We start from the raw sequence: 24,859 nt of genomic DNA, 5'->3' as shown, positions 1-24,859 counted from the left end.
GCGCGGCTAACGCGTGGCCGCGCAGAACCGGTGGATCGCCGCACACGCCTGGCGCAGCGATTCCTCGTCCAGCGCATAGGCGATGCGCAGGTACGGCGCCAGGCCGAACGCGCTGCCGTGCACCACGGCCACATTGGCTTCGTCGAGCAGGGCGTGGGCCACGTCTTCGTCAGTCTCAAGCAGTGTGCCGGCGGCCGTCGTGCGTCCGAGCAAACCGGCACAGGAGGCAAAGGCGTAGAACGCGCCGCTCGGAGTGGTGCATGCCAACCCAGGCGCAGCGTTGAGCAAGGACACGACCAGGTCACGGCGCTTTTCGAACACAGCACGCGATTGCTGGATAAAGTCCTGCGGGCCATTCAAGGCGGCGATGGCGGCGTGCTGGGAAATCGCGCTGGCGCCTGAGGTCTGCTGGCCCTGGAGTTTTTCCATGGCCTCCAGCAACCAGCGCGGGCCGGTGGCGAAACCGATGCGCCAGCCGGTCATGGCGTAGGCCTTGGATACGCCGTTCATGGTCAGCACGCGGGGCGCCAGTCGCGGTTCGACCTGGGCCAAGGTATGGAAAACCTGGCCGTCGAACAACAGGTGTTCGTAGATATCATCCGCCAGCACCAGCACCCGGGGATGGCTCAGCAGCACCTGCGCCAGGGCCTGCAATTCCTGCCGGCTATACACGGCGCCGGTGGGGTTGGATGGCGAGTTGAGGATCAGCCAGCGGGTGTTGGCGTTGATCGCCAACTCCAACGCTGCCGGCGTCAGCTTGAACCCGTCCTCGGCGCCGCATGCCAAGAACTGCGCGGTGCCACCGCACAGTTCGACCATTTCCGGGTAGCTGACCCAGTACGGCGCGGGCACGATCACTTGATCGCCTTCATTGAGGGTGGCGGCCAGTGCGTTGTAGATCACATGTTTGCCGCCATTGCTGACGAGAGTGTCCTGCCAGGTCACGTCCAGGCCGTTTTCACGACAGAACTTCGCCGCCACCGCTTCACGCAGGGCCCGCACACCGGCCACCTGGGTGTAGCGCGTATGGCCATTGCGGATCGCCGCGATGCCGGCCTGGCGGATGTGCTCCGGGGTGTCGAAATCCGGCTCCCCGGCGCACAATGAGATAATGCTTACCCCCTCGGCCCGGCGCGCGGCAACGCGGTCGATGATGCGGTAGGTGGCGGACGGTTGCGCCTGGGCCAGGCGCTGGTTCAACCGATTCACAATGGTTTCCTCTGCAGCGTGTGATACCCCAGGGACTCACGGGCTTGCTTGAGTGTCTTGCCGGCCTCGATCTGTGCGCGGATCTGCGCCTCCACGGCTTCAATCTGCCGCGCTGCCTGTGCCACTTCGGCGGCTCGGGCGCGGGGTACCACCAGTACGCCATTGGCGTCGGCGACCACAATGTCCCTGGCACACACGCGGGTTTGGCTGATGGCCACCGGCTGGTTCACCGACAGCACTTCGACGCGATCCTTGCCGGTGCGCATGTAGCGGCCCCGGGTGAACAGCGGGTAGCCATCGCCCAGGGCCTTGCTGACGTCGCGGCACACGCCGTCGATCACTGTGGCGGCGATCCCACGGGCCCCGGCGTACTGGGTCATGATGTCGCCCCACACGGTGCAATCGCAGCGCCCGGCATTGGCGATCACCACCACGTCGCCTGGCTGCACGTCTTCAATAAAGTCGCCCACCGAACCCGGCGGACTGTTCGCCGGTACGTATTGCACGGTAAACGCCGGGCCGACCACGGTGCCGCGATAGTTATCCAGCGGGGCGATGCCCAGGCATTGGCCGGGGATGCCCAGCTTGTCCATGGCGTCCGACACGCCCGGCGTATCCAACCCTTCGAACAGGGCCACCAACTGTTGGTCGTTCATCGGGCAGGCTCCACGCGGATGGCTTCGAATTGGCGGTCGTGCATGACATCGGCGACAGAGCGGCCACTGCGCACGGCGTCGATCATGCCGGCTTCACGGGCGGCGATGCGCTCGCCCAGGTCGAGCACCTGCTCGATCACCGCAGCGGGAATGAAGACCGTGCCGCAGCGGTCGGCGATCACGAAGTCGTCTTGCGCTACGTCGACACCGCCTACGCGGATCGTCACGCCGGCCTCGACCTGCACCACGCGGTTACGCGCACTGACCATGGTCACGCCACGACCGAAGACCGGGTAGCCAATGGTAGCGCTGCCGTCGATGTCGCGGCTGAAACCGTCGATCACCGAGCCACGGATGTGCTTGGCGACGGCGGCGTTGGCGATGATGTCGCCCCAGCAGGACACGCCATCGATGCCGCCGGCAATCACCAGCACGCGGTCATGGGTGTTGATTGCGTCGATCACCGGGGAAATCAGGTGCACCGTCGGCGCGGCGCCGGTCTTCGGCGCCAGCTGGACCGTACTGGCTTGGCCCACCACTTTCGGGCAGTCCCACAACGGCCGGATGCCCACCACCGCGCCAGGCAGTTGCAGGAAATCCAGTGCGTCGGAAACCGTGTTGGTATCGAGTTCAGCCAGGCGCTGAAGCGGGTCGACCAGTGACATGAGATGAGCCCCTGTTGTGAATGGGGCTCAAGTCTCACCGAGGGGCTGTGATCGGTATATTCGTATTAACGTTAGGCAAACATACGCCCAGGCTATGGCTGATCAGATCCTGAACTGACCGACCAACTGCCCCAGGCGCTGGCCCAGATCGGCCAGGCTGCGGGAGGTCTGGGCGCCCAGTTGGGTCTCGTCGGCCACGCTGTCCACCGCCACGGCAATCTGATGCACGCTGCGGTTGATCTCTTCGGCCACGGCGGTCTGCTCTTCGGCGGCGCTGGCGATCTGGGCGTTCATCGAATTGATGGTGCCGATCAACTGCGCCATGGTGTCCAGGGACGCCCCGGCTTGGTTGGCCTGGGCCGAGGTACCGTCGCCGGCATCGCTGGAACGGCGCATCGCGTCCACGGCGGCTTCGGTGCCTTTTTGCAGGCGGTCGATCATGCCCTGGATTTCCTGGGTGCTGGTCTGGGTGCGGCTGGCCAGGGCGCGCACTTCGTCGGCGACCACCGCAAACCCACGGCCGGCCTCCCCGGCCCGCGCGGCTTCAATTGCGGCGTTGAGCGCGAGCAGGTTGGTCTGTTCGGCGATGGAGCGGATCACGCTGAGCACGCTGACGATGGAGGCCACGTCCTGCTGCAGGCTGTCGAGGGACACGCCGCTGCTGCGGATGTCGTTCACCAGCGCATGGATCTGCGCGATGCTGCCGTCCACCACGCGCTTGGCGGCCTGGCCTTCAGCGTCGGTCTGCTGGGCGGCGACCGAGGCGCCCTGGGCACTGCGCGCCACTTCCTGGGCGGCGGAGGACATCTGGTTGATCGCTGTGGCGACCTGGTCGGTCTCGTGGCGCTGGCGCTCCATGGCCAGCTCGGAGCGCTGGGCCTGCTCGGAGACCTGGCTGACCAGGCCGGTGAGTTGGCCTGTCATCTCGGTGATCTGGCGCACCAGGCCATGGATCTTGTCGACAAACCGGTTGAACGCGCCCGCGAGATCGCCCAACTCGTCCTGGCTGGTGATGGCCAGGCGGCGGGTCAAGTCGCCCTCGCCGGCCGCGATGTCGTCGAGGTTGGCTTTCATCAGGTGCAACGGACGCAAAATGGTATTGGCCAGCAGCATACCGACGGCGGCAATCACCAACAGCACCACCACGGCCACGCCGAGGATGCTCAGCAACACGCCCTCCATACGTTTCTCGACCTTGGCCTCGACCACCGCCACCTGGGCTTCGATGCCGTCCAGGTTCACCGAGGTACCGATGACCATGTCCCATTTGGGCAGGTATTCGGTGTAGCCCATCTTGGGCACCAGTTCGGTCTGGCCCGGCTGGGTCGAGCTGTATTGCAGGTAATGGGTGCCGTCCTTGCCGACCTTGACCAGGTCACGATTGACGTACACGCCGTTGGGGTCGCGGTTGTCCTTGAAGCTCTTGCCCACGCCGTCGGGGCTGTTGCCCTTGAACAGGCGGATGGTCTCGGAGTCGTAGCCGAAGAAGTAGCCGTCCTTGCCGTAGCTGGTGTTGGACAGCAGCTTGACCACCTCGGCGCGCGCCGCGGTATCACCGGGGGCCGCCGCGTCGTAGAGCGGCTTGATGGTGGTCATGGCCACTTCGACGTAGCTTTGCAGGGTGGCCTTGGCGTCGTTGAGCAGGCGCTGGCGGGTTTCTTCCACTTCGTTGCGCGCCTGGCCCTGCAGGATCCACACGGTGGTCAGGCTGATGACCACGGCAAACAGCAATACCGGCACTACGGCGAGGGACAGGACTTTGGCCTTGAGGCTCAGACGCATGGCTTTTCTCTCTTATTAGTGGCGACTAGAGAGGTTAACGGCCGCGTAGGAGGTTTCTGTAGTGAGCGGGCTTGCCCCGCGCTGGGTGGCGCAGCCGCCCCAAATCCAGGCACCTCGTTTTTTCTGATACATCACGGTGACTGGATTAGGGCGGCTTCGCCGCCCAACGCGGGGCAAGCCCGCTCACCACAACGGCCCATTTACCACAGCAAGCCCGCTCACCACAGCAAGCGCGCTGCGCTCAGAGGGTCATCGCGGCCAGCCAGCCGAATGCCAGCAGCGGAAGGTTGTAGTGCAGGAAGGTCGGCACCACGGTGTCCCAGATATGGTGGTGCTGGCCGTCGATGTTCAAGCCGGAAGTCGGCCCCAGGGTCGAGTCCGAGGCCGGCGAACCGGCGTCACCCAAGGCACCGGCCGTGCCGACGATGCACACGATGGCCATGGGGCTGAACCCCAGTTGCACGCACAGCGGCACAAAGATCGCCGCGAGGATCGGCACGGTGGAAAACGACGAGCCGATGCCCATGGTCACCAGCAGTCCCACCAACAACATCAGCAACGCCCCTACCCCACGGCTATGGCCGATGAAGGCCGCCGAGGTTTCCACCAGCGAGCGCACATCACCGGTGGCCTTGAGCACTTCGGCAAAGCCCGAGGCGGCGATCATGATGAAGCCGATCATCGCCATCATCTTCATGCCTTCGGTGAACAGGTCGTCGGTGTCGCGCCAGCGCACGATGCCCGAGACCGAGAAGATCAGGAACCCGGCCAGCGCGCCGATGATCATCGAGTCCAGCCACAGCTGAATGATGAACGCCGAGGCAATCGCCAGGCCGGCCACCAGCAGGGTCAGTGGGTTGTACTGCACCGCCACCTGCTCGACCTGCTCGATTTTCTCCAGGTCGTACACGCGCTTCTTGCGGTAGCTGATGAACACCGCAACCAGCAGGCCGACGACCATGCCCAGCGCCGGCAGGCTCATGGCGTGGGTGACGTTGACCTGGCTGATGTCCACGCCGCTCTTGGCCACGTTGGCCAGCAGGATCTGGTTGAGGAAGATATTGCCGAAACCCACCGGCAGGAACATGTACGGCGTGATCAAGCCGAAGGTCATCACACAGGCGATCACGCGTCGGTCCAGTTGCAGCTTGGTCAGCACGTACAGCAATGGCGGCACCAGCAATGGAATGAACGCGATGTGGATCGGCAAGATGTTCTGCGAGGCAATCGCCACCACCCAGAGCAGGCCGATCAGCAGCCATTTCACATGATTGCCACCGCTGGCTTGCTGGCGGTCCACCAGCAGCAGGGCCTTGTCGGCCAACGCGTGGGCCAGGCCGGACTTGGCAATCGCCACGGCGAAAGCGCCGAGCAAGGCGTAGGACAACGCCACCGTCGCCCCGCCGCCCAAGCCGCCATTGAAGGCCTTGAGCGTGGCTTCGATCCCCAGGCCACCGGTCAGGCCGCCCACCAGGGCGCCGACGATGATGGCGATGACCACATGCACGCGGGACAGGCTGAGCACCAGCATGGTGCCGACCGCGGCAATGACTGCGTTAATCATGGTTACCTCAAGCAAAAAACATAAACAACAGACATGCCCGCGCCCGGGCGGCCATTGGGTGGCAACCGGCGTGCAGGCTTGGAGGAGGTCTTATTAGAGGGCGCGCACTTTGCAGCAGGCGGGCGCGCATGTCAAAAACCGGCGCCGCTTTCAGGTTTAAATCGATCGTTTGAATAAAGAAAAACCTGAACCCGCCGATACAGGTTCTCTCTGTGTTTTCAGGTAAGGATGTACCGATGTCGCTCAGGCAGCTCTCCATTCAATGGAAAATCACCCTGCTCGCTGGCTTGTGCCTGCTGGGAATCGTGACCCTGCTGGTGGGTTTGTCGTTGTATCGCATGGAGCAGAGCTCGCAGCAGGTCAAGGCCTCCAGCATGCAGATGCTGGATGAAGCCGCCCAGGCGCGCATCGAAGCCCAGGGTGAGGTGCAGGCGCTCGGCATCCGTCGCCAGTTCATGGACGCCTATCAGTACGGCCATGGCTTTTCGCGCCAGGTGCTGTTCCTGCGCGAGCAGGCCGAGAAGCGCTTTCTCGACGCCTTCGACACCCGCGAAGACCTGACCCGCCAGGTCAGGGCCGCGTTGCAGGCCAACCCGGATTTGCTCGGTCTATCCCTGGTGTTCGAAGCCAATGCGCTGGACGGCAAGGATGAGCTGTTCGCCGGCCAGGCGGAGTTGGGCAGTAACGACAAGGGGCGTTTCGCCCTCTACTGGTCGCAACCGACGCCTGGCCAGTTGACCTCCATGTCGCTGCCGGAAAGCGACATGTCCGACACCAGCATCGGCCCCAGCGGCGAAAAGGCCAACGCCTGGTTCACCTGCCCACGCACCACCCTCAAGCCGTGCGTGATCGAACCGTACTTTTACAAGATCAACGGACAAAACGTGCTGATGACCAGCATTGTCTTTCCGTTGATGGCCAACGGCAAAGTCATCGCCTCGCTGTCGGTGGACATCAACCTCAACAGCCTGCAGGCCGTGAGCCAGCAGGCCAGCCACAAGCTGTATGACGGCCAGACCCAGGTCAGCATCCTTAGCCCGACCGGTTTGCTCGCCGGCTACAGCCCCGACGCGAGCAAGCTCAGCCAGCGCCTGGACCAGGTCGACACCGCCAGCGGCGCGCAGTTGATCCGCGCCTTGGCCGGCAGTGCGCAGATCCGCAGCCTGCGCACCGACCACCAGCTCAAGGTGCTCGCGCCGTTCGCGCCGATTCCGGACGGCAAGCCGTGGGGTGTGCTGCTGGATGTGCCGGAGCACGTCCTGGTGGCCCCCGCCGAAGCGCTGAAAACCCAACTGGATGCCGACAATGCCAAGGGTACCCTGCTGGAACTGGGCCTGGGCCTGATGGCCGCCGTGGTCGGCTTGATCCTGGTGTGGTTGATGGCACGCAGCGTAACGCGGCCGATCCTCGGCGTGGCGCACATGCTCGAAGACATCGCCAGCGGCGAAGGCGACCTGACCCGGCGCCTGGCCTACGACAAACAGGACGAGCTGGGCCAACTGGCCGGCTGGTTCAACCGTTTCCTCGACAAGCTGCAACCGATCATCGCCGAGGTCAAACGCTCGGTGCAGGACGCCCGTGGCACTGCCGACCAGTCCGCCGCCATTGCCACTGAAACCAGCGCCGGCATGGAGCAGCAGTACCGCCAGGTCGACCAGGTGGCCACCGCCTCCCACGAAATGAGCGCCACCGCCCAGGACGTGGCTCGCAGTGCGGCGCAAGCAGCCCAGGCCGCACGCGATGCCGACCGGGCCACCCGCGACGGCCTCACGGTGATCGACCGTACCACCACCAACATTGGGGAACTGGCGGCGGACATGAGCACGGCCATGACCCAAGTCGAAGGCCTGGCCGCCAACAGTGAGAAGATCGGCTCGGTGCTGGAGGTGATCCGTGGCATCGCCGAGCAGACCAACCTGCTGGCACTCAACGCCGCCATCGAAGCGGCCCGCGCCGGTGAAGCCGGGCGTGGCTTTGCGGTGGTGGCCGATGAAGTGCGCAACCTGGCGCGCCGTACCCAGGAGTCGGTGGAAGAAACCCGCCTGGTGATCGAGCAGTTGCAGAGCGGCACCGAAGAAGTGGTCGGCTCCATGGGCAACAGCTATCGCCAGGCCCAGGGCAGCGTCGAACAGGTGGGACAGGCGGTGACCGCCCTGCGCCAGATCGGCGATGCGGTGACGGTGATCAGCGACATGAACCTGCAGATCGCCAGCGCCGCCGAAGAGCAAAGCGCGGTGGCCGAGGAGATCAACAGCAACGTGGCGACCATTCGCGATGTGACCGAGTCACTGTCCGAGCAAGCGAATGAATCGGCGCGGGTAAGCCAGGCATTGAACAGCCTGGCGAATCAGCAGCAGGGGTTGATGGATCAGTTCCGCGTCTGAAAATGCAAGGCGATCCAATGTGGGAGGGGGCTTGCCCCCGATTGCGGTGTATCAGCCAATCTGTTTTTTGACTGGAATACCGCCATCAGGGGCAAGCCCCCTCCCACAGGGCAGTTCGATCAGCACTTTCAGGCCGCCCAGCTCAGACGCCTGCAACTGCAACGTCCCGCCCCACACCTCGACAATATCCCGCACGATCCCCAGCCCCAGGCCATGGCCATCGATCTGCTCATCCAGCCGTGCGCCACGGCTGAAGACCTGGGCGCGCTGGCTTTCAGGAATGCCGGGACCGTCATCCTCCACCGCCAGCAGGTAATGGTGCGCGGTCTCGGTGACGCTCAGGCGCACGTCGGCATCCGCCCATTTGCAGGCGTTATCCAACAGGTTGCCGAGCAGTTCCAATAGATCTTCGCGGTCCCAGGGCAGTTGCAGGCCCGGCGCGGCGCGGTAGCTCAGGTCCAGGTGCTCGCCGTGGATCATGGTCAGGGTGGCGAGCAGGCCGGGCAGTTCTTTATCACAGTCGAACAGCGCGCCGGGCAAGGTTTCCCCGGCCAGGCGGGCGCGATTGAGTTCGCGGTTGAGGCGTTGCTGTACCTGCTCCAACTGATCACGCAGCAGTTTGCTCAGTTCGGGATGTTGCTTGAGCGTCTCGCTCGATGCCGCGCTCAAGAGCACCGCCAAGGGCGTCTTGAGCGCGTGGCCGAGGTTGCCCAGGGCATTGCGCGAACGCTTGAGGCTGTCCTCGGTGTGAGCCAGCAGGTGGTTGATCTGCGCCACCAGCGGCTCCAGTTCCAGGGGCACCTGGGTATCAAGTTGCGAGCGTTGCCCCTGTTGCAACTGGGCGATCTGGTTGCGCGCGGTTTCTAGCGGGCGCAAGGCACGGCGCACAGTCACCCGTTGCAGGATCAGCACCAGCAGCAGCGCTGCCAGCCCCAGCACCAGGCCGATCTGGCGCATCAGCCGGAAGCTTTCGCGCACCGGCGTGTAGTCCTGGGCCACGCTGATGGAAATCGATTGGCCAAACCGCTTGTAGTCCGCACGCAGCACCAGCAGTTGCTGGCCTTCCGGGCCGAGTTGCAGGTTGCCCTTCAGCCCCGCCTCGGGCAGGCGCGGCAGTTCCTGGTCCCACAATGAGCGGGAACGCCAGTGGACGTCGGCAAAATCGATGCGGAAGTAATGCCCGGAAAACGGCCGTTGATACGCTGGCGACAGGCGTTGCTCATCCAGCTGCACGCCGTTCGGCCCACGCACCAGGGCCACCAGCAGGTTTTCGGCGTCGTTGCGCAAACCGGCTTCCAGGTAGCGTTGCAAGCCGGCCTCGAACAACCACAGGCTGGTCTGGGCCAACACCACGCCGACGATCACCATCACGCTGATCAGCCCCAGGCTCAGGCGCCGCTGGATCGACCTCATGCAGGGCTGGCGCCAAACCGGTAACCCTGGCCGCGCCGGGTCTCGATCACGCTGCGGCCCAACTTGCGGCGCAGATGGTTGACGTGCACTTCCAGCACATTGGAGTCGCGTTCAGTCTCGCCGTCGTAGAGGTGCTCGGCCAAGTGGCTTTTCGACAGGATCTGTTCGGGGTGCAGCATGAAATAGCGCAACAGGCGAAATTCGGCGGCGGTCAGTTGGATCTCATCGCCGTCACGCAGCACGCATTGGCGCCCTTCGTCCAGGTGCAGGCCGGCCGCTTGCAACGTCGGTTGGTTGGCCCGGCCGTGGGAGCGGCGCAACAACGCCTGGATGCGCAAGTGCAGCTCTTCGGGGTGAAAGGGTTTAGCCAGGTAATCGTCGGCGCCAGCCTTGAGCCCTTCGATGCGCTCGGCCCAGGAATCGCGGGCGGTGAGGATCAGTACCGGAACGGCCAACGCAGCCGCTCGCCATTGCGCCAGCACCTCAAGCCCGGGCAGACCAGGGAGGCCGAGGTCGAGGATGATCAGGTCGTAGGGCTCGCTGCGGCCCTGATACACGGCATCGCGCCCATCGGCCAGCCAATCGACGGCATAGCCCTGGCGCTGCAGGCCAGCCACCAGTTCATCGGCCAAGGGTACGTTGTCTTCCACCAGCAGCAGGCGCATCAGTCTTCCTCGTCTTTGATCAACACACCGGTGCGCGCGTCCAGCTTGATCTCGCGCACCACGCCTTCGGTGGTAACCAGTTCCACTTCATAGGCATATTGGCCGTGCTTCTTCTCCAGCTCGGCCTCCAGCAGGCGCGAGCCGGGGTAACGCGCCATGGCCTGCTGCAACAGTTGCTCCAGCGGCAGGATCACCCCCTGCTGGCGCAGCGCCAAGGCTTCATCCTGATTGAGGTCGCGGGCCGCCAGGCTGGAGCAGAATGCCAAGAGCACCAGCGCCACTCGACTGCCGACGCGTAAATTTACCTTCATTACGTATCCTGATGATTCTTGAGGACCTGCCCGGTGAGCGCGTCCAATTCAACGTCCCATTCGATGCCGTGGGCATCTTCCAACTCGACTTCATACACGTACTTGCCGTAGGCCTCGTCCAGGTCGGTGTCCAACAATGTCGAACCGGGATGCAGGGCCAGGGCCGTGGCTTGCAGTTGATCGAAAGCGACAATAGTAACAGTGGCCGGCACTTTCAGTGGTTTGTCGGGGTCCACGGCTCGGGCCTGGGTCGCCGTGAGGGCGATGATACCGGCGGCGGCCAGCGCGGTAAGGCGCTTCATGATCAGTCTCCGTTACAGGATGTTTTCCTACGCCGACCACCGTACGCCCTGCAACTTAACTGAAACTGAATTGCCACCATGGCAATTCCGACCAAGGCCTTTGCCCTACATTCCATGAGATTTTCTATAATGCCCCGCTCGCTCGGACAGAGACCGGTATGACAGCCATCCACATCAAGTTTCCCGCCCTGACCCTCAAGGCCGGCAAACGCGCCTTTGCGCGCATTCGTGAACAAGGCCTCACGCCTGCCGAGGTGGGCATCCTGCCCGGCGCAGCCGGCGGCCCGAAGGCACTCGGCATCCAGGGCCTGGACCTGGCGCTGTTCGGCGACTGGCTGCCTCGTGCGCCACGGGAACGCGCACTGATCGGTGCCTCCATCGGCTCCTGGCGGTTCGCCAGCGCGTGCCTGCCCGACCCGGTGCAAGGCCTGCTGGACCTCGGCCGCCTGTACAACGAACAGCGCTTTGCCAAAGGCGTGACCATGGCCGAAGTCAGCCAGAGCTGCCAACGCATGCTCGACGACTTGCTCGCCGGCCGCGATGCACGGGTGCTGGACAACCCGGATTACCGCCTCAACATCATGGTGGTCAAGAGCCACGGCCTGCTGGCCGACGACCATCGCGGACGGCTCGGGCTGGGCCTGTCCTCGGTGATTGCCGATAACCTGCGCAGCCGCGCGCGGCTGTCGCGGCACTTCGAACGGCTGATCATCCACGACCCGCGCCAGGCGCCACCGGTGCATGCGCTGAAGGACTTCCCCTCGCGCTTCCTGCCCCTGGAGCTGGGCAACCTGCGCCAGGCCCTGCTGGCGTCGGGGTCGATCCCCATGGTGATGCAAGGCGTGCGCGACCTGCCGGGCGCCGGCGCCGGCACCTACCGCGACGGCGGCCTGCTGGACTACCACCTCGACCTGCCCTACCACGGCGATGACATCGTGCTGTACCCGCACTTCACCGACCGGGTCATCCCCGGCTGGTTCGACAAAGGCCTGCCGTGGCGACGCAGCAACCAGCAAGGCTTGCAGGATGTATTGCTGCTGGCCCCCTCCAGGGACTACCTGGCCCGCCTGCCCCACGGCAAATTGCCAGACCGCAGCGACTTCAAGCGCTTCATGGGCGACGACGCGGGCCGCAACAAGTACTGGCAGACCGCGATGAGTGAAAGCCGAAGGCTGGGCGATGAGTTTCTGGAGCTGGCGGATAACGGCAGATTGGGCGAGAGACTACAGGTCCTGTAGACGCGGCCCTCCCACGCTAACCACGATGCGAAGCGAGCCGCTCTTGATCTTGCTTTTGATCTTAGGCGCCCCGTCAAACACGCTGGCCGGAATTCGGCAGGGATTTGGGGGGTAAACCGGCAGGGATGCCGGTTTAGCCGCCCCGCGCCATGGAGGGCGCGTGGCGGCGGCCCCCCAAATCACTGTCGAATTACGGGCACACCGAGCCTAGGCGAGGTGCCGAGTGTTGGGGCAAGAGCGTTTTGCTTACTTTTGACTGGGCCGGCATTCCGGCTTTTCAAAAGTGAGCCGCCGTAAGGGCGGAACCAATAGCAGCCGTTACTTAAACAACGGATATGTACTCGGTCTGATCCAACATCCTGGTAGGCTGTCAGGCCGCCTTCGCGGGCAAGCCCCCTCCCACATTTGAATCGCGGAGTAACAGTCAGATAGCTGTCGGCTGTCAGGCCGCTGACGGGAGCAAGCGCCCTCGCCATATGCAATCCATATTTCGCCAACAAGCCAACGTCGACAGAGGGACGGTATGCGCGGCGAGGGATCAAGCTGTTAAACTCGCCGCCTGCCAGACACCGACCGAGCTGAAAACACTGTGGAAATCTTCAAGGAATTTACATTCGAATCCGCCCACCGCCTGCCCCACGTACCGGAAGGCCACAAATGCGGGCGCCTGCATGGGCATTCGTTCAAGGTGGCGATCCACCTCAGCGGCGACCTGGATCCCCATACCGGCTGGATTCGCGACTTCTCGGAGATCAAGGCGATTTTCAAGCCACTCTACGAACGCCTCGACCACAACTACCTCAATGACATCCCCGGCCTGGAAAACCCCACCAGCGAAGTACTGGCCAAGTGGATCTGGAATGAGCTGAAACCCCTGCTGCCTGAGCTCAGTGCGATTCGTATCCACGAGACCTGCACCAGCGGTTGCATCTATCGCGGCGAGTAAGCCGGTGCGATGAATAAAACCACCCTCGCGGTGGTTTTTTTGTGCCTGCCCTTCATCTATGTAAAGCACCCTTGACACCGCAACAGCCTGTGCCTAATGTAAAGCACCCTTTACTCACGGAGATGGTTATGTCGGTCAAACGCTTCCTGGTGGAATTCGCGGTGACAATGCTGGCGTATTTTGTGTGCGTCGTGGTTTCCAGCACCTACGTGTCGTCCATGCCCGACGGCGCCGCCAAAATTGCCCTGGTTTTGCTGCCCGTCATTCCGATGATCGCGATGGCGATTACGATCATCCGTCGGCTGAACGCCATGGATGAAATGGGTCGCAAGATTCAGTTGGACGCACTGGCCGTGGCCTTCGTGTGCACGGCGCTGACGACCTTCAGCTACGGCTTCCTTGAAACTGCTGGCTTTCCGCGTCTGTCGGCCTTTATGGTGTGGCCGATCATGGGCGGCGTCTGGTGTGTAGCCACGATCATCGGCACAAGGCGCTACCAATGAATAACCTGATGCGCCAGTTGCGTTCGGAACTGGGATGGTCCCAGGCCGACCTCGCCGAGCGCCTGGGTGTGTCGCGCCAGACCGTCAACGCCATCGAGACCGGCCGCTACGATCCGAGCTTGCCCTTGGCGTTCAAGATCGCCAAGGTGTTCGGGCGGCCTATAGAAGGCATCTTCGAAGCGCCAGCAGAGTGATCGATTTTCCAGAGGAGTTCGCTGCAATGATGCGCCCCGCTACCAGTCATGATGTTGCTGCCATCGAGGCCATCGTCCAGGCAGCCTACTCGCCGTATATCGCGCGGATCGGCCGCAAGCCCGGGCCGATGCTGGAGGACTATCCCCAGTTGGTGCAAGCCGGTGGCGTGCATGTGCTGGAGAATGCCGGCCAGGTTCAGGGGTTCATTATCCTGCTGCCTACCGACGGCGCGATATTGCTGGACAACCTGGCCGTCGCCCCGGAGGCCCAGGGCCTGGGTTTCGGACGATTGCTGATGGACTTCGCCGAACAACAGGCGCTCGACGCAGGCTTCGCCGCCATCCGCCTGTACACCAACGAAGCCATGACCGAGAACATCACGCTGTACACCCGGCGTGGCTATGTCGAGACCCACCGCGCCGAAGCACACGGCCTGCGTCGGGTGTACATGACCAAGCATTTGCAGGAGTAACCCATGGAAAACACCTGGCTTGCCCAGGCCAAACGCTTGCAGGCATTGGCCTCCACGGGCCTGCACTTCTGCACCGATGATTTCGAGCGTGAACGCCTGGAGGAAATTGCCGAGATTGCCCACAGCATGCTTGCGCAACTGGGCAATGTGCCCCTGGAACGTATCACCGGGTTGGTCAGCGACTTTGCTCAGCGGTACTCGACGCCGATGATCGACGTGCGCGGCGCGGTCATCGAAGGTGACCGGATTCTGCTGGTGCGTGAGTTGACCGATGGCTGCTGGGCGTTGCCGGGCGGTTATGCCGACATCGGTTTGTCGGCGGCGGAAAACATCGTCAAGGAAATTCGCGAGGAAGCCGGGCTGACGGTGACGGCGCGGGCGTTGTACAGCGTCACGCACAAGGCCAAGGGCTTGTATCGGCCGGACGTGCGGGACTTCTACAAGCTGTACTTCCTGTGCGAGCCAGTGGATCAGTCGGCACCGATGGCAGGCTTCGAGACCACCGAAGTGGGGTTTTTCCGCCTGGATGAGCTGCCACCGCTGTCCCGCGGGCGCACCATCGAAAGTGATCTGGAGGCGGCCTTTGCCTTCCATCGCGGCGAGACCACCCACACGCTGTTCGACTGATCCAATTTGTATCACTGTTGCACCGCTTTCGTGCCCGATTGGGCACGGCGACCACTCCTTGCGGCATTCCCCCCCTGTTTGGCTATAAATACTGTGCACGGTGCACAGCGCCCATCGTGCGCTCGCCACTGCTGCCGGCTTGGCACGCACGGTGCAATAGGCCTGCGTCACTCATTCAGGGAGCAAGGCACATGACGCAGCAAGAACCGGGCAACGATTACCCCCTTAGCGAAGTCCCGATGCATGCACGCAAAGGCCTGGCGTCGACCGCCATGGTGCTGTTGGGCTTTACGTTTTTTACCGCGACCATGTTTGCCGGCGGCAAGCTGGGGGTGGCGTTCAGTTTCACCGACATGCTCGGCGTCGTGGCCCTGGGTAACCTGCTGTTGGGTATCTACGCCGCAGGCCTGGGTTACATCGCCTTCAAGAGCGGGCTGAACTCGGTGTTGATGGGGCGTTTTTGCTTTGGCGAAGTGGGCAGCAAGCTCAGTGATTTAATCCTCGGCTTCACCCAGATCGGCTGGTACGCCTGGGGCACAGCCACCGCCGCAGTGGTGCTGGGCAAGTATTTCGAACTCAGCCAGGGCAGCGTGCTGGCGTTGATGGTGGTATTTGGCCTGGTGTTCTGTGCCACGGCGTACATTGGTTATCGCGGGCTGGAGATTCTGTCCTACATCGCGGTTCCGGCCATGGGCATCCTGCTGTTTCTGTCGATGTGGGTGGCCACGGTGAAAGTCGGCGGCCTGGATGGGCTGCTCGCGGTGGTGCCCACCGGTGAGTTGGACTTGTCCACGGCAATCACCCTGGTGTTCGGCACCTTTGTCAGCGGCGCGACCCAGGCCACCAACTGGACACGCTTTTCGCGCTCGGCCAGGGTGGCGGTGCTGGCTAGCCTGATCGGTTTTTTTGTCGGCAATGGCTTGATGGTGCTGATCGGCGCCTACGGCGCCATCGTCTATCAACAACCGGACGTGGTCGAAGTGTTGCTGCTGCAAGGTTTTGCCATGGCGGCGATGGCCATGTTGCTGCTCAATATCTGGAGCACCCAGGACAACACCATCTACAACTTCGCCGTGGCCGGCTGCAACCTGCTGCGCACCCAACGCCGCAAGACCGTGACCCTGGCCGGTGCGGTGATCGGCACCCTGCTGGCGTTGCTGGGTATGTACGACATGCTGGTGCCATACCTGATTCTGCTGGGCACGGTGATCCCGCCGATTGGCGGGGTGATCATGGCGGACTTCTTCTACCGCTATCGCGGCCACTATCCACGCCTGGCCGATACACGCCTGCCAGCATTCAACTGGCCAGGGCTGCTGGCCTATGCGGTGGGCACCGTGCTGGCGTTCAACTCGCCGTGGGTCGCGCCGTTGGTGGGTATCGTTGCTGCGTCGTTGACCTACATCGCGCTCACCGCCGTGCTACGCGTGCGGTCACCCTTGGCTGACGCCCAGGCATGAGCCTGACCATCGCCGATGTGCTGGCCCTGCCGGGCCTGGAATCCATGTGCCTGCGCGCCGGCGCGGCCGGCCTGGAGAACGCCGTACGCTGGCCCTACGTGGCGGAAAACAGCGGGATTGCCGAGTGGGTGTTGGGCGGCGAACTGGTATTCGTCACCGGGATCAATCACCCGCGCGACGCAAACAACTTGATGCAACTGCTGGAGGAAGCCTGCGAGCGTCAGGTGGCAGGGTTGGTGATCCTCACGGGGCCGGCGTATATCCAGGCGATTCCCCAACGCTTGCTGGAGGCCGCCGAAGCCGCCGGCATGCCGCTGATCGAACAGCCCTACTCGCTGAAAATGGTGCTGGTGACCCAGGCCATTGGCTCGGCGCTGATCCAGTCCGAGCAGTTGGGTCGCTCGCGGCACGATGTGCTGGAGCGTTTGCTGACTGGCGATTACCAGTCCCTGGACCTGCTGCTGCACCGTGGCGGACAGTTGGGCCTGTCGTTGGCCGGGCATTGGCAGGTGGTGCAACTGCAGTTGGAAGGCAGTGAGTTGCTGTTTGCCCAAGGCAACGCGGCGTCGGTCGAGGCGCAACTGGCCCGGCAACATGACGCTATCAACCGGCGCTTGCGTCAGGTGTCGGCGGGGTTGCCGGTACTTGGACGGGCCGGCCAATGGACGCTGCTGCTGCCGGCCCCGGATGCTGTCGCCGCCTTGGCCAACCGCCAGCAACTGGTCAACTGGCTCAACCCGCTGAACCTGCGCCTGGCGCCGCTCAAATTGTTTATCGGCCTCAGCGCCGCCGCGCACCCACCGGCGCGCCTGGCCCAGGCGCAGGATGAAGCACGCCAGGCACTGGCGGCCGCGCGGCGTTTCAGCGAGCGCGCCGGGCTGTGCGTGTACGACGAATTGGGCGTACTCAAGCTGCTCAGTGGCGTGCGTGATCGCGCCCTGCTCGATCAATTCCTCAATGAACGCCTCGGCCCCTTGCTGCGCCACGACGCGCAGCATGGCCCCAACCTGATGCCGAGCCTGGAAGCCTGGTTTCACGAGAATGGTAACCTGGTGGCCGCCGCCCAGCGGCTGGCCGTGCACCGCAACACCCTGACGCACCGCGTCCAGCGCATCGAAGCCCTGTGCGGGCTGACGCTGGATAATTCATATGATCGCCTGGACATCGGCATTGCGCTGATGATCTGGCGACTGTCCGCCTGATTGTTTTTAGCCAAGAGGAACTTGCCCATGCACATCATCAACGCCCGCCTGCGCAACCGTGAAGGCCTGCATGATCTGCACCTGGAACATGGCCGGATCGCCAGTATCACCGCGCAATCAACAGTACCGGCCTTGGGCACGGGAGACCTGGATGCCGCCGGCAACCTGGTAATCCCGCCCTTCGTCGAACCGCATATCCACCTCGACGCTACGCTGACCGCTGGCGAACCGCGCTGGAACATGAGCGGCACCCTGTTCGAAGGCATCGAGTGCTGGGGCGAGCGCAAGGCCACCATCACCCAGGAAGACACCAAGACCCGTGCCAAGAAGACGATACAGGCCCTGGCTGCCCACGGTATCCAGCATGTGCGCACCCACGTTGACGTCACCGACCCGGACCTCACCGCGCTCAAGGCCATGCTGGAAGTCCGCGAGGAAAGCGCGTACCTGATCGACCTGCAGATCGTCGCGTTCCCCCAGGAAGGCATCGAGTCGTACCGCAACGGCCGCGAACTGATGGAAGAAGCCATCCGCCTGGGCGCCGATGTGATCGGCGGCATCCCCCACTTTGAATACACCCGCGACCAGGGCGTGAGTTCGGTGAAGTTCCTGATGGACCTGGCCGAACGTACCGGCTGCCTGGTGGACGTGCACTGCGACGAAACCGACGACCCGCACTCGCGCTTCCTCGAAGTGCTGGCCGAAGAAGCCCGCAGCCGCGACATGGGCGCCCGCGTCACCGCCAGCCACACCACCGCCATGGGCTCCTACGACAATGCCTACTGCGCCAAGCTGTTTCGCCTGTTAGGGCATTCCGGTATCAGCTTTGTCTCCTGCCCCACCGAGAGCATTCACCTGCAAGGTCGCTTTGACAGTTTCCCGAAACGCCGTGGTGTCACTCGGGTCAATGAGCTGCTCGAAGCCGGCATGAATGTATGCTTCGGTCAGGACTCCATCGTCGATCCCTGGTACCCCTTGGGCAACGGCAACATCCTGCGGGTGCTCGAAGCCGGTTTGCACATCTGCCACATGCTCGGCTACCGCAACCTGCAAAGCGCCCTCGACCTGGTCACCGACAACAGCGCCAAGGCCATGGCCCTGGGTGACCGATACGGCCTGGAACCGGGACGCCCGGCCAACCTGTTGATCCTCTCGGCGGACAGTGACTACGAGGTCATCCGCAGCCAGGGCCTGCCGCTGTACTCGATCCGTAACGGCAAGGTGTTGATGACGCGCCGGCCAGCCCAGGTGGAGTTTGCGTAGAAGCTCGGTCAGACGATCGAGTCGATGTCCAGCGTATGCACCCTCCCCCTGTCGTTATCCAGAGCGGGAGGGATACGGGCGACCTGCGACAACTCGCGATTTTCACGGTGGCTGAACCAGCGCTTGAGGCTCGATGCCAAGTGGGCGCCGTGGGCGTGACTGCCATAGACATCACGGGCTTCCAGACGGCGCCAACGCAGGGTTGCAAGGCGCTCGCGACTGGTGTGCAAACGGTCGATTTCGGCGTTCAAGGCTTCGTTGTGCTCATAACCCCGGTCGTTGGCGGCCCTTAGACGGGCCAGTTCCCGACGCTTATTGCGCAACTGCTGGCGCATGGCCTCGAGCGCGTGGTCGAGCAGTTCGAACTCCCTCGGCGTTACCAAGGGCCCGTTGCTTTCCTGGGTTTGTTGCCAGCGCCGGAGTGTTGCCCAGGCGGCCGGGATGTAGCTGGCGGTCATAAAGTGCTGGCTGGCCTGGAACAGCTGTTTGAGCAGGTTGTCACGTTCAGGCATGTCACCGTGGAGTTGCAGCGCCCGGTTGCAACCGGCCTCCTGGATGGACTCGCAGCCGGGTTGCCACAACACTGAAGAATGGGTGCCATCCGGGAGTGTGATCGGCATGAAATGGTGTTGTTCACCATGGTGCTCGTAGGGATTGCCACCGAAACGTACCAGGCCGGCAGCGAACAGCAATCCACCCGGCGCGGGAGCGCTGAACAGCGTGACGGCGCCTGGGACCCAGAGCTTGGCGGTGGTGTTCATCCATGGGGCCGGGACGCTGGGGACAGGGTCGTTGTGGTTGACGATACGGTGGTGGACCAGGGTGGAGGCGCCCGCGGTGAACTCGGAATCGGCGGCGCGGGGGGCGCCGTAGGTGTAGAGGAGGATGTTGTAGTTGCCCTCCGGCGACCGACGCAGGCCTTCTGCCAAGAGCAAGGCAATTGCACCGCCCAGGCTGTGGCCGCAGATGATTATTCGTTGGTTGGTGTGAAATTGTCTGAGGTAACTGAGTATGAAGTTGCGCATTGCCTGATAGGCTTGATAGAAACCTTCGTGCGCCTTGCCAACGCCCTCCAAAAAAGCCACTTGATGAGCATTAGCGTCCCGTAGCCCGTCAGCAGCGCTGGCTGTTCCGCGCACCGCAATCAGAATCACCTCTTCGTGATGAGTGATGAACGCCTGGGTATCAGTGCCAAATTTTTCGTCGTCGAAAAAATGCAACCGCGCAGGATGTTCTTGTTCTTCTGCCCGCTCAGGATGGTTCTGAGGGTACAACTCAGGATCGAAGGGCAGGATCTCGAATCGCCGGGAGTAAGGGACGTCTTCATAGACGGGATAGAAGCGTTGCTGCTGCTCGGCATCAACCCGCCATGCCTCGTGGAAACCCGAGAGTTTTTCAGCGAATAGATGGCCGACACTCGGATCGAAAGGAAATCGAACCTCCTCAGTCGGTGCTTGAGCGGGTTCTTGCCCGAAATTGCAGTAGCTCAAGGTTGCCATCAATGCCAATTGATAGAGGTTCAAGGCACAAAAGCTGTCTTCGCTGGAAAACAACGGGCGCAAGGCTCGCAGCGGCCGAACCTCCAGCGCGGTATGGTGGTTGGGAAACAACACGATCCCCACCAGCATCGATTGGGGCGGCCCAAATCCTAGGTCGGCCAGCATTTTCAATGCGTGTCGTCGAGGTTGATGAGTGCGCTGGGCAATCGGAGGCAAGTGGGCGACATGGCGAACCAGATCACGGACTTCAACCTGATAAAAACGGTCAGCTTTCAACTGGGCGGGGTTGCTTTCAGTCCGCAGACCATCCGAGGCAGAAAATCGGGTTTGCTCAGCACGAATCTGAAGCTCGGTGATTGGAAGTTTATAAGTCTGGCGCGACATCAGCCTCTGATACAACAGTTCTGTTCCTGAATACGGATCGTCAAAAACGAGGATTACAGGACCGCAGTAAATATTGGCTAACTTGGCAAAGCCCTCTCCATTCAGCCTGCCCTTGTACTGTTGCCCTGCACTGTCATGGACTGTGTAAGGCAATCCACCGTACGCCGTCCCAAAGCCGAGTTCATCGACCAGACAAAAACTCACCCAATGCCCTCGCCATGAGCAAGCCGGCTTGCTGTCACTGAAAAAAGCCTGCTTCCGTGCATTCATCTTCATGAACTTCTCCTTGCTTACTTGCAGGATGGGTAGACATCACAAATGCGACCGTCCGGCATTTTTATTGGTTTGAAGTCAGTGGTATTGCCGTTGCAAAACGCATCCAGATCTTCAAAATTTTTGCCTCTACAACGCTTCCATCCACCGGGAACAACGACCCAGTTGTTATCAAAATAGGGTTCTTCCTCATCGGTCATCGTCAGCACCATCCTGAGCGTTTTCCCTGGTAGCTGATCCCGTTGCACAGGTCTGGATAACGGGACTGCTGCGCCTGATGAACTGCATTTAAGAACCTTGACGATCACGTGCTGCGGCCCCGCAGTACGGAACAACCACCGACATTGCTTATGTAGCTCCTGAACACCCGTTACTGGCATGCCTCGTATATCAGCGTCCGAGGGGTCGCGAATGGAAATAGCGGCAAAACTCCCACCCACGTCCGTATCACGTTTGCCCCACTTCGCATAAAACTCAAACTCCAGGCTTCTCAGTACCGAAGGGCAGTTCTCGATTTTTTCACTCAGCGGCAGCTCATAGCTCACCCTGCTCGCCGCAGCTTTGAAATCCGTAAAAAAGACTTTCCGCTCCGGTCGCTTACCGCGACGTCGCGGCAACGTGCAGGTCTCACCGGTAGCGGGCAGATAATTCGCGGCAGTTTTAAGTTCAAATTCCGCCGGCAAATCCACCTCCAACGTAAATCGATCCACTGGTTTCCCCCCACACCCGGTCAGTCCGAGTACCCCCAGCACCATCAACACCCCCCACCTTCGCCTACTCATGCTTTCCCCCCATCAATCGCCACTGTTCCACTACCCGCTCAAAGTGCTGCCCAGGCGCTTCCCCGACCCTCGGCTGCCACTGCAAAACACTGTTCCGAGTTGCCTCCTCCAGCCTTCGCACCACCAGAAACTCCAGCTGTTCCGGCCCCTGCCACTGCCAGGCACGCGCCTGCTCCAGTACCTGTGCCAGCCAGATTCGCGGGTCCTGGAATTCCACCAGTGTCGCCAGGTCTTCACTGTGCTCAGTCAACAGGTAACGCAGGATATTGGCGTGCAGGATCGCCGCTGCGTTTGGGTTGGGCGTATCCAGCCAGGGCGCGGGATCCGGCACCGGATACTCGCCGGGAGCCCGGCTGTCAGCCGTGTGCCAGTGGTTTTCGTGCCAATAGCACACGCTGATCAATGGCCCGAGAAATACCGGCCAGCGATCCTGGCCCAGATGAGCCAAGGCACGCGCCAGGGTACGGTTGTCGTGGAAGCGGTACAGCGATTGCTCGCCTTCAGGGCCCACCAGCAGCCTGTCACGCCAGTGTCGGGTCACTGCCGTCAGGTCTTCGCTGGGCAAACTGCCCAGCCAGCCCCAGTTCGTCTCGGGTTGTTGCAAGAGGTCAAGCAAGACGGGTTCGCTCAGTTGGTCCAGCAGTACGATCACCGGGCCTTCGGCAGCCAACTCCGCCACGGCGGTCTGGGCATAGACGCTGCGGTACGCCGGCAAGTCGCGAACCTCCAGCAGCGGCGTGCGCGCGTCGTTCTGCCCTTCAAGGATCAAACACAGGCACCGCCCCCTCTGTTGCTGCTGGTCCATCCACTGGCCTGGCATGCCTGGCATCAAGCGGCCCTCCCTGACAGGTCACAATGACCTTCGCGGCAGCGCTCGCACACTGGGCAGTAATCCGCCCCCAATTGCCTGGCCAAGTTCATGAGGCTGCCTTGCACCACGGAGATCCTGGGCGTATCGACCGCTGCCGATGCATTCGCCGCCAGGGTGACGGGCGGTGCCCCGCCCAGGGTAATGGGGCGACTGCTGAAGATGCCGCCGGCCTGGATGACCAGATGCTCGCCACCCGCCTTGAGGCTCAGTTGCGCCCCGGCGTCGATCACCAGGCTGGCACCGGACTTGAGATGAAACTGCTGCCCGGCCTCCAGGATCAGGGTTTGCCCCACATGGGTCCGGCTGTCGTGTTGTACATCGAGGTAGTCGTTCGCCTTGAGCTCGATCTTGCGATCGCCGGTGATATGACGATGTTCTTCGCTTTCCAGATGAGCAGTGCTCAATCCGCGAATGACCTCTCGTCGCTCCCCCGCCACTTCCAACCGACTGTCATGGCCGACCTGCTGCTCCAGGTCCCGTTGCGCACGAAGATAAATGAGTTCCTTGCCACGACGATCCTCCAGGTACAACTCGTTGGCGCCCTCGCCCCCTAGCGTACTGCGGGTGCGCAAGACACTGCGGGTCTTGTGCTGCGGCAACGGGTAGGCCGGCAGGTGCGACGCATTGGGCAGACAACCGTTGATCAACGGCTGGTCCGGGTCGCCTTCAAGGAAGGTCACCAGCACTTCCATGCCCACGCGCGGGATCATCGTTGCACCGAACCCGTCACCGGCCCATCCGGACGCAACCCGAACCCAGCAACTGCTTTTATCATCCGCCTTGTCCAGGCGGTCCCAGTGGAAGCGCACCTTCACCCGGCCATAGGCGTCACAATGCACGTCTTCACCCGGCGGCCCGGTCACGGTTGCGGTCTGGCTGCCATTGATGGTCGGCTTGGGATGTTTGAGGGGCGGTCGATGCACCGCTTGCCAAGGCGTCGCGGTGAAGCGATTACGATACCCCTCGAATGCATCGGTGGTGGGCGTCACCTCCTCCAGCACCTGCGGTTGATGACCTTCATGGCGCACCGAGGTGATCAGCCACAAATCATTGCAGGACGGATCGGGGTGATCGCGTAATTCAAGGAAATGCCCACTGCGCAGCGCCGGTTGATCACTGCGGCCCGATGCTCTAAGACGGTCGCGCTGGTGACGCTCCAACCCCCGCCGCGCTAACCGCTTGCCCCGGGCATGGCCGGTGAATCCTGCTGGGTAGTGATAGTCCTCGAGAGGGTGTGCCGGAACCGAGCCGGCGCAGTCCTGCAGCTGCAATGAAGGATGTTCGAAGTCATGATCGCGGCGCACCGTCTTCTGGGTGCGAGTGGCCAGGCGTACATCAAAACGCTGGACCACCTGCGTAGCGGCTTGCGGCCCGCCAGTTGGGCAATAGCGTTGCCGGGGCAAACGGCGAAACACCGTCTGGTCATCACCGAACACCAGCAGATGAGCATCCGCGCTGTGGCGAAAATGATAATGGATGCCCTCCTCTTCACACAGCCGCTGGATGAAGTGCAGGTCGCTCTCCGCATACTGCACACAGAACGTGCGTGGCGGATACACCACGGGACCAAGCTCGAATGCATAGGCGTCCGCCAGGATCCCATGCCGCTCAAGCACCGCCGCGACAATCTGCGGCACGCTGCGTTGCTGGAAGATCCGCTGGTCGCGCCGGTGTGCAAGGTAGGCCAGGCGGGGGGCCAGGGTCAGGTGGTAGAGCGTGATGCGTCGGCCAGGGTCGTCCCGACCAATTGCGTAAACCTGGCCATGCAGCCCTTCGCCCATTCCGAAATCCAGGTAGGCGGGTTGATGGAGCAACCTCTCAAGGTCAAGGGAAGGATTTTCACTCACCACCTGCACCTGGATGAAAAAGGGCTGGTCAAGGCGTTCGCGGCCGTTGAATGCCAGCACCTGAAAGTCGGTATCCATGCAGGGAAGAATCAGTTTGAAACGTGACGAAACAAACGCGTTAACCATCCGTTGTTACCCGCCGTAAATGAATGAGCACGCAGGAATGCCTTGCCTCGTTAAGTGTGCAAACAAGCTGCCGAGAAAAAGCCCCTGAACGCCTCAAAGCTTAGCGATTACGGGCCAAAATCGGCTGTTTTAAAATAAAAAAGAAGATTCGTACAACGAAGTTGGAAGTGTCTTTTACAAAACACTAAAACGAGTCAATGTGCCACTTCTTAACAATAAG

Annotated in this window: 23 protein-coding genes and 1 pseudogene; 10 read left to right on the top strand and 14 right to left on the bottom strand. The window is 62.3% G+C overall.

What is annotated here, in order from left to right:
• Positions 1-6 precede the first annotated feature (6 nt).
• The 6 genes and pseudogenes from BLR69_RS01060 to BLR69_RS01040 all read right to left on the bottom strand — a co-directional run bounded on the left by BLR69_RS01060 (position 7) and on the right by BLR69_RS01040 (position 5,873).
• Positions 7-1,209: a pyridoxal phosphate-dependent aminotransferase gene (locus tag BLR69_RS01060; RefSeq protein WP_134434937.1), complete on the bottom strand. Its 1,203-nt coding sequence runs from the start codon at positions 1,207-1,209 to the stop codon at positions 7-9.
• A complete protein-coding gene (locus BLR69_RS01055) occupies positions 1,206-1,865 on the bottom strand; it encodes an RraA family protein (RefSeq protein ID WP_071495118.1) in 660 nt (219 codons plus the stop codon). Before BLR69_RS01055 ends, BLR69_RS01060 begins: the two co-directional genes overlap by 4 nt.
• On the bottom strand, positions 1,862-2,530 hold the full coding sequence (locus BLR69_RS01050; protein ID WP_071495119.1) for an RraA family protein: 669 nt from the start codon (positions 2,528-2,530) through the stop codon (positions 1,862-1,864). The genes BLR69_RS01055 and BLR69_RS01050 overlap by 4 nt, the downstream gene beginning before the upstream one ends.
• Positions 2,531-2,632: 102 nt before the next feature.
• On the bottom strand, positions 2,633-3,388 hold the full coding sequence (locus BLR69_RS31430) for a methyl-accepting chemotaxis protein (RefSeq protein WP_371322051.1): 756 nt from the start codon (positions 3,386-3,388) through the stop codon (positions 2,633-2,635).
• A 102-nt stretch (positions 3,389-3,490) separates the two neighbouring features.
• A pseudogene (locus tag BLR69_RS31425) lies at positions 3,491-4,312 on the bottom strand (cache domain-containing protein); the annotation flags it as partial.
• Between the two features lie 241 nt (positions 4,313-4,553).
• The gene (locus BLR69_RS01040; RefSeq protein ID WP_166794310.1) at positions 4,554-5,873 is read right to left on the bottom strand and encodes a Na+/H+ antiporter family protein; all 1,320 of its coding nucleotides are present in this window, start codon (positions 5,871-5,873) and stop codon (positions 4,554-4,556) included.
• 239 nt (positions 5,874-6,112) lie between these two features.
• Here BLR69_RS01040 and BLR69_RS31625 point away from each other — a divergent pair, with 239 nt between their 5' ends.
• On the top strand, positions 6,113-8,260 hold the full coding sequence (locus BLR69_RS31625; RefSeq protein WP_071495122.1) for a methyl-accepting chemotaxis protein: 2,148 nt from the start codon (positions 6,113-6,115) through the stop codon (positions 8,258-8,260).
• Between the two features lie 51 nt (positions 8,261-8,311).
• Here the strand turns inward: BLR69_RS31625 and BLR69_RS01030 are convergent, their stop codons facing one another.
• Genes BLR69_RS01030 through BLR69_RS01015 form a run of 4 tightly spaced genes read right to left on the bottom strand, consistent with a single transcriptional unit; the run spans position 8,312 to position 10,951 of the window.
• Positions 8,312-9,673 carry a sensor histidine kinase gene (locus BLR69_RS01030; RefSeq protein WP_071495123.1) on the bottom strand — a complete coding sequence of 454 codons (1,362 nt, stop codon included), beginning with the start codon at positions 9,671-9,673 and terminating at the stop codon, positions 8,312-8,314.
• Positions 9,670-10,338 carry a response regulator transcription factor gene (locus tag BLR69_RS01025; protein WP_071495124.1) on the bottom strand — a complete coding sequence of 223 codons (669 nt, stop codon included), beginning with the start codon at positions 10,336-10,338 and terminating at the stop codon, positions 9,670-9,672. Before BLR69_RS01025 ends, BLR69_RS01030 begins: the two co-directional genes overlap by 4 nt.
• Entirely contained in the window at positions 10,338-10,649 is a 312-nt protein-coding gene (locus BLR69_RS01020) for a PepSY domain-containing protein (protein ID WP_071489688.1), read from the bottom strand. Before BLR69_RS01020 ends, BLR69_RS01025 begins: the two co-directional genes overlap by 1 nt.
• On the bottom strand, positions 10,649-10,951 hold the full coding sequence (locus BLR69_RS01015; RefSeq protein ID WP_071495125.1) for a PepSY domain-containing protein: 303 nt from the start codon (positions 10,949-10,951) through the stop codon (positions 10,649-10,651). Before BLR69_RS01015 ends, BLR69_RS01020 begins: the two co-directional genes overlap by 1 nt.
• 158 nt (positions 10,952-11,109) lie before the next feature.
• Between BLR69_RS01015 and BLR69_RS01010 the strand changes: the two genes are divergently transcribed.
• The 9 genes from BLR69_RS01010 to codA all read left to right on the top strand — a co-directional run bounded on the left by BLR69_RS01010 (position 11,110) and on the right by codA (position 18,857).
• Positions 11,110-12,189, top strand: a complete 1,080-nt coding sequence (locus BLR69_RS01010) for a patatin-like phospholipase domain-containing protein (RefSeq protein WP_071495126.1) — start codon at positions 11,110-11,112, stop codon at positions 12,187-12,189.
• Between the two features lie 589 nt (positions 12,190-12,778).
• Positions 12,779-13,135, top strand: coding sequence for a 6-carboxytetrahydropterin synthase QueD (gene queD / locus BLR69_RS01005; RefSeq protein WP_003190259.1), 357 nt, complete (start codon positions 12,779-12,781; stop codon positions 13,133-13,135).
• 128 nt (positions 13,136-13,263) lie between these two features.
• Positions 13,264-13,638, top strand: a complete 375-nt coding sequence (locus tag BLR69_RS01000; protein WP_071495127.1) for a hypothetical protein — start codon at positions 13,264-13,266, stop codon at positions 13,636-13,638.
• Positions 13,635-13,832 (top strand): helix-turn-helix transcriptional regulator, encoded by a 198-nt coding sequence (locus BLR69_RS00995; RefSeq protein ID WP_071495128.1) that lies wholly within the window; start codon positions 13,635-13,637, stop codon positions 13,830-13,832. Before BLR69_RS01000 ends, BLR69_RS00995 begins: the two co-directional genes overlap by 4 nt.
• A gap of 26 nt (positions 13,833-13,858) precedes the next feature.
• Complete coding sequence (locus BLR69_RS00990; protein WP_071495129.1) at positions 13,859-14,305, top strand: GNAT family N-acetyltransferase; 447 nt, start codon at positions 13,859-13,861, stop codon at positions 14,303-14,305.
• Positions 14,306-14,308: 3 nt separating this feature from the next.
• Entirely contained in the window at positions 14,309-14,932 is a 624-nt protein-coding gene (locus BLR69_RS00985; RefSeq protein ID WP_071489690.1) for an NUDIX hydrolase, read from the top strand.
• Between the two features lie 191 nt (positions 14,933-15,123).
• Positions 15,124-16,392, top strand: a complete 1,269-nt coding sequence (gene codB, locus BLR69_RS00980) for a cytosine permease (protein WP_071495130.1) — start codon at positions 15,124-15,126, stop codon at positions 16,390-16,392.
• Positions 16,389-17,594, top strand: coding sequence for a PucR family transcriptional regulator (locus tag BLR69_RS00975; RefSeq protein ID WP_071495131.1), 1,206 nt, complete (start codon positions 16,389-16,391; stop codon positions 17,592-17,594). The genes codB and BLR69_RS00975 overlap by 4 nt, the downstream gene beginning before the upstream one ends.
• A 27-nt stretch (positions 17,595-17,621) precedes the next feature.
• Entirely contained in the window at positions 17,622-18,857 is a 1,236-nt protein-coding gene (codA, locus tag BLR69_RS00970) for a cytosine deaminase (RefSeq protein ID WP_071495132.1), read from the top strand.
• A gap of 8 nt (positions 18,858-18,865) precedes the next feature.
• Here codA and BLR69_RS00965 read toward each other — a convergent pair whose 3' ends face one another.
• From BLR69_RS00965 to BLR69_RS00950, 4 genes are read right to left on the bottom strand one after another with little or no spacing between them, the layout of a single operon-like run.
• Positions 18,866-21,016, bottom strand: coding sequence for a lipase family protein (locus BLR69_RS00965; protein WP_071495133.1), 2,151 nt, complete (start codon positions 21,014-21,016; stop codon positions 18,866-18,868).
• A gap of 14 nt (positions 21,017-21,030) precedes the next feature.
• Positions 21,031-21,795, bottom strand: a complete 765-nt coding sequence (locus BLR69_RS00960) for a hypothetical protein (protein WP_071495134.1) — start codon at positions 21,793-21,795, stop codon at positions 21,031-21,033.
• Positions 21,788-22,624, bottom strand: coding sequence for a DUF4123 domain-containing protein (locus BLR69_RS00955; protein ID WP_071495135.1), 837 nt, complete (start codon positions 22,622-22,624; stop codon positions 21,788-21,790). Before BLR69_RS00955 ends, BLR69_RS00960 begins: the two co-directional genes overlap by 8 nt.
• Positions 22,624-24,639 carry a type VI secretion system Vgr family protein gene (locus BLR69_RS00950; protein WP_071495136.1) on the bottom strand — a complete coding sequence of 672 codons (2,016 nt, stop codon included), beginning with the start codon at positions 24,637-24,639 and terminating at the stop codon, positions 22,624-22,626. Before BLR69_RS00950 ends, BLR69_RS00955 begins: the two co-directional genes overlap by 1 nt.
• Positions 24,640-24,859: the final 220 nt, after the last annotated feature.

Origin of the sequence: Pseudomonas azotoformans, assembly GCF_900103345.1 — a bacterium.
GTDB classification, from domain to species: Bacteria; Pseudomonadota; Gammaproteobacteria; order Pseudomonadales; family Pseudomonadaceae; genus Aquipseudomonas; species Aquipseudomonas azotoformans.
Note: the sequence above shows the minus strand (reverse complement) of the source record. Positions and strands in the feature narration are given on the sequence as shown.

Coding starts and splice junctions, on each gene's coding strand:
- BLR69_RS01000 (WP_071495127.1), top strand. CDS start 13,264: ATGTCGGTCAAACGCTTCCTGGTGGAATTCGCGGTGACAATGCTGGCG.
- BLR69_RS31430 (WP_371322051.1), bottom strand. CDS start 3,388: ATGGAGCGCCAGCGCCACGAGACCGACCAGGTCGCCACAGCGATCAAC.
- BLR69_RS01020 (WP_071489688.1), bottom strand. CDS start 10,649: ATGAAGGTAAATTTACGCGTCGGCAGTCGAGTGGCGCTGGTGCTCTTG.
- BLR69_RS00955 (WP_071495135.1), bottom strand. CDS start 22,624: ATGCCAGGCATGCCAGGCCAGTGGATGGACCAGCAGCAACAGAGGGGG.
- BLR69_RS00985 (WP_071489690.1), top strand. CDS start 14,309: ATGGAAAACACCTGGCTTGCCCAGGCCAAACGCTTGCAGGCATTGGCC.
- BLR69_RS01055 (WP_071495118.1), bottom strand. CDS start 1,865: ATGAACGACCAACAGTTGGTGGCCCTGTTCGAAGGGTTGGATACGCCG.
- codB (WP_071495130.1), top strand. CDS start 15,124: ATGACGCAGCAAGAACCGGGCAACGATTACCCCCTTAGCGAAGTCCCG.
- BLR69_RS00975 (WP_071495131.1), top strand. CDS start 16,389: ATGAGCCTGACCATCGCCGATGTGCTGGCCCTGCCGGGCCTGGAATCC.
- BLR69_RS01030 (WP_071495123.1), bottom strand. CDS start 9,673: ATGAGGTCGATCCAGCGGCGCCTGAGCCTGGGGCTGATCAGCGTGATG.
- BLR69_RS00960 (WP_071495134.1), bottom strand. CDS start 21,795: ATGAGTAGGCGAAGGTGGGGGGTGTTGATGGTGCTGGGGGTACTCGGA.
- BLR69_RS01010 (WP_071495126.1), top strand. CDS start 11,110: ATGACAGCCATCCACATCAAGTTTCCCGCCCTGACCCTCAAGGCCGGC.
- BLR69_RS01025 (WP_071495124.1), bottom strand. CDS start 10,338: ATGCGCCTGCTGCTGGTGGAAGACAACGTACCCTTGGCCGATGAACTG.
- BLR69_RS00965 (WP_071495133.1), bottom strand. CDS start 21,016: ATGAAGATGAATGCACGGAAGCAGGCTTTTTTCAGTGACAGCAAGCCG.
- BLR69_RS00990 (WP_071495129.1), top strand. CDS start 13,859: ATGATGCGCCCCGCTACCAGTCATGATGTTGCTGCCATCGAGGCCATC.
- BLR69_RS00950 (WP_071495136.1), bottom strand. CDS start 24,639: ATGGTTAACGCGTTTGTTTCGTCACGTTTCAAACTGATTCTTCCCTGC.
- BLR69_RS31625 (WP_071495122.1), top strand. CDS start 6,113: ATGTCGCTCAGGCAGCTCTCCATTCAATGGAAAATCACCCTGCTCGCT.
- BLR69_RS01015 (WP_071495125.1), bottom strand. CDS start 10,951: ATGAAGCGCCTTACCGCGCTGGCCGCCGCCGGTATCATCGCCCTCACG.
- BLR69_RS01050 (WP_071495119.1), bottom strand. CDS start 2,530: ATGTCACTGGTCGACCCGCTTCAGCGCCTGGCTGAACTCGATACCAAC.
- BLR69_RS00995 (WP_071495128.1), top strand. CDS start 13,635: ATGAATAACCTGATGCGCCAGTTGCGTTCGGAACTGGGATGGTCCCAG.
- codA (WP_071495132.1), top strand. CDS start 17,622: ATGCACATCATCAACGCCCGCCTGCGCAACCGTGAAGGCCTGCATGAT.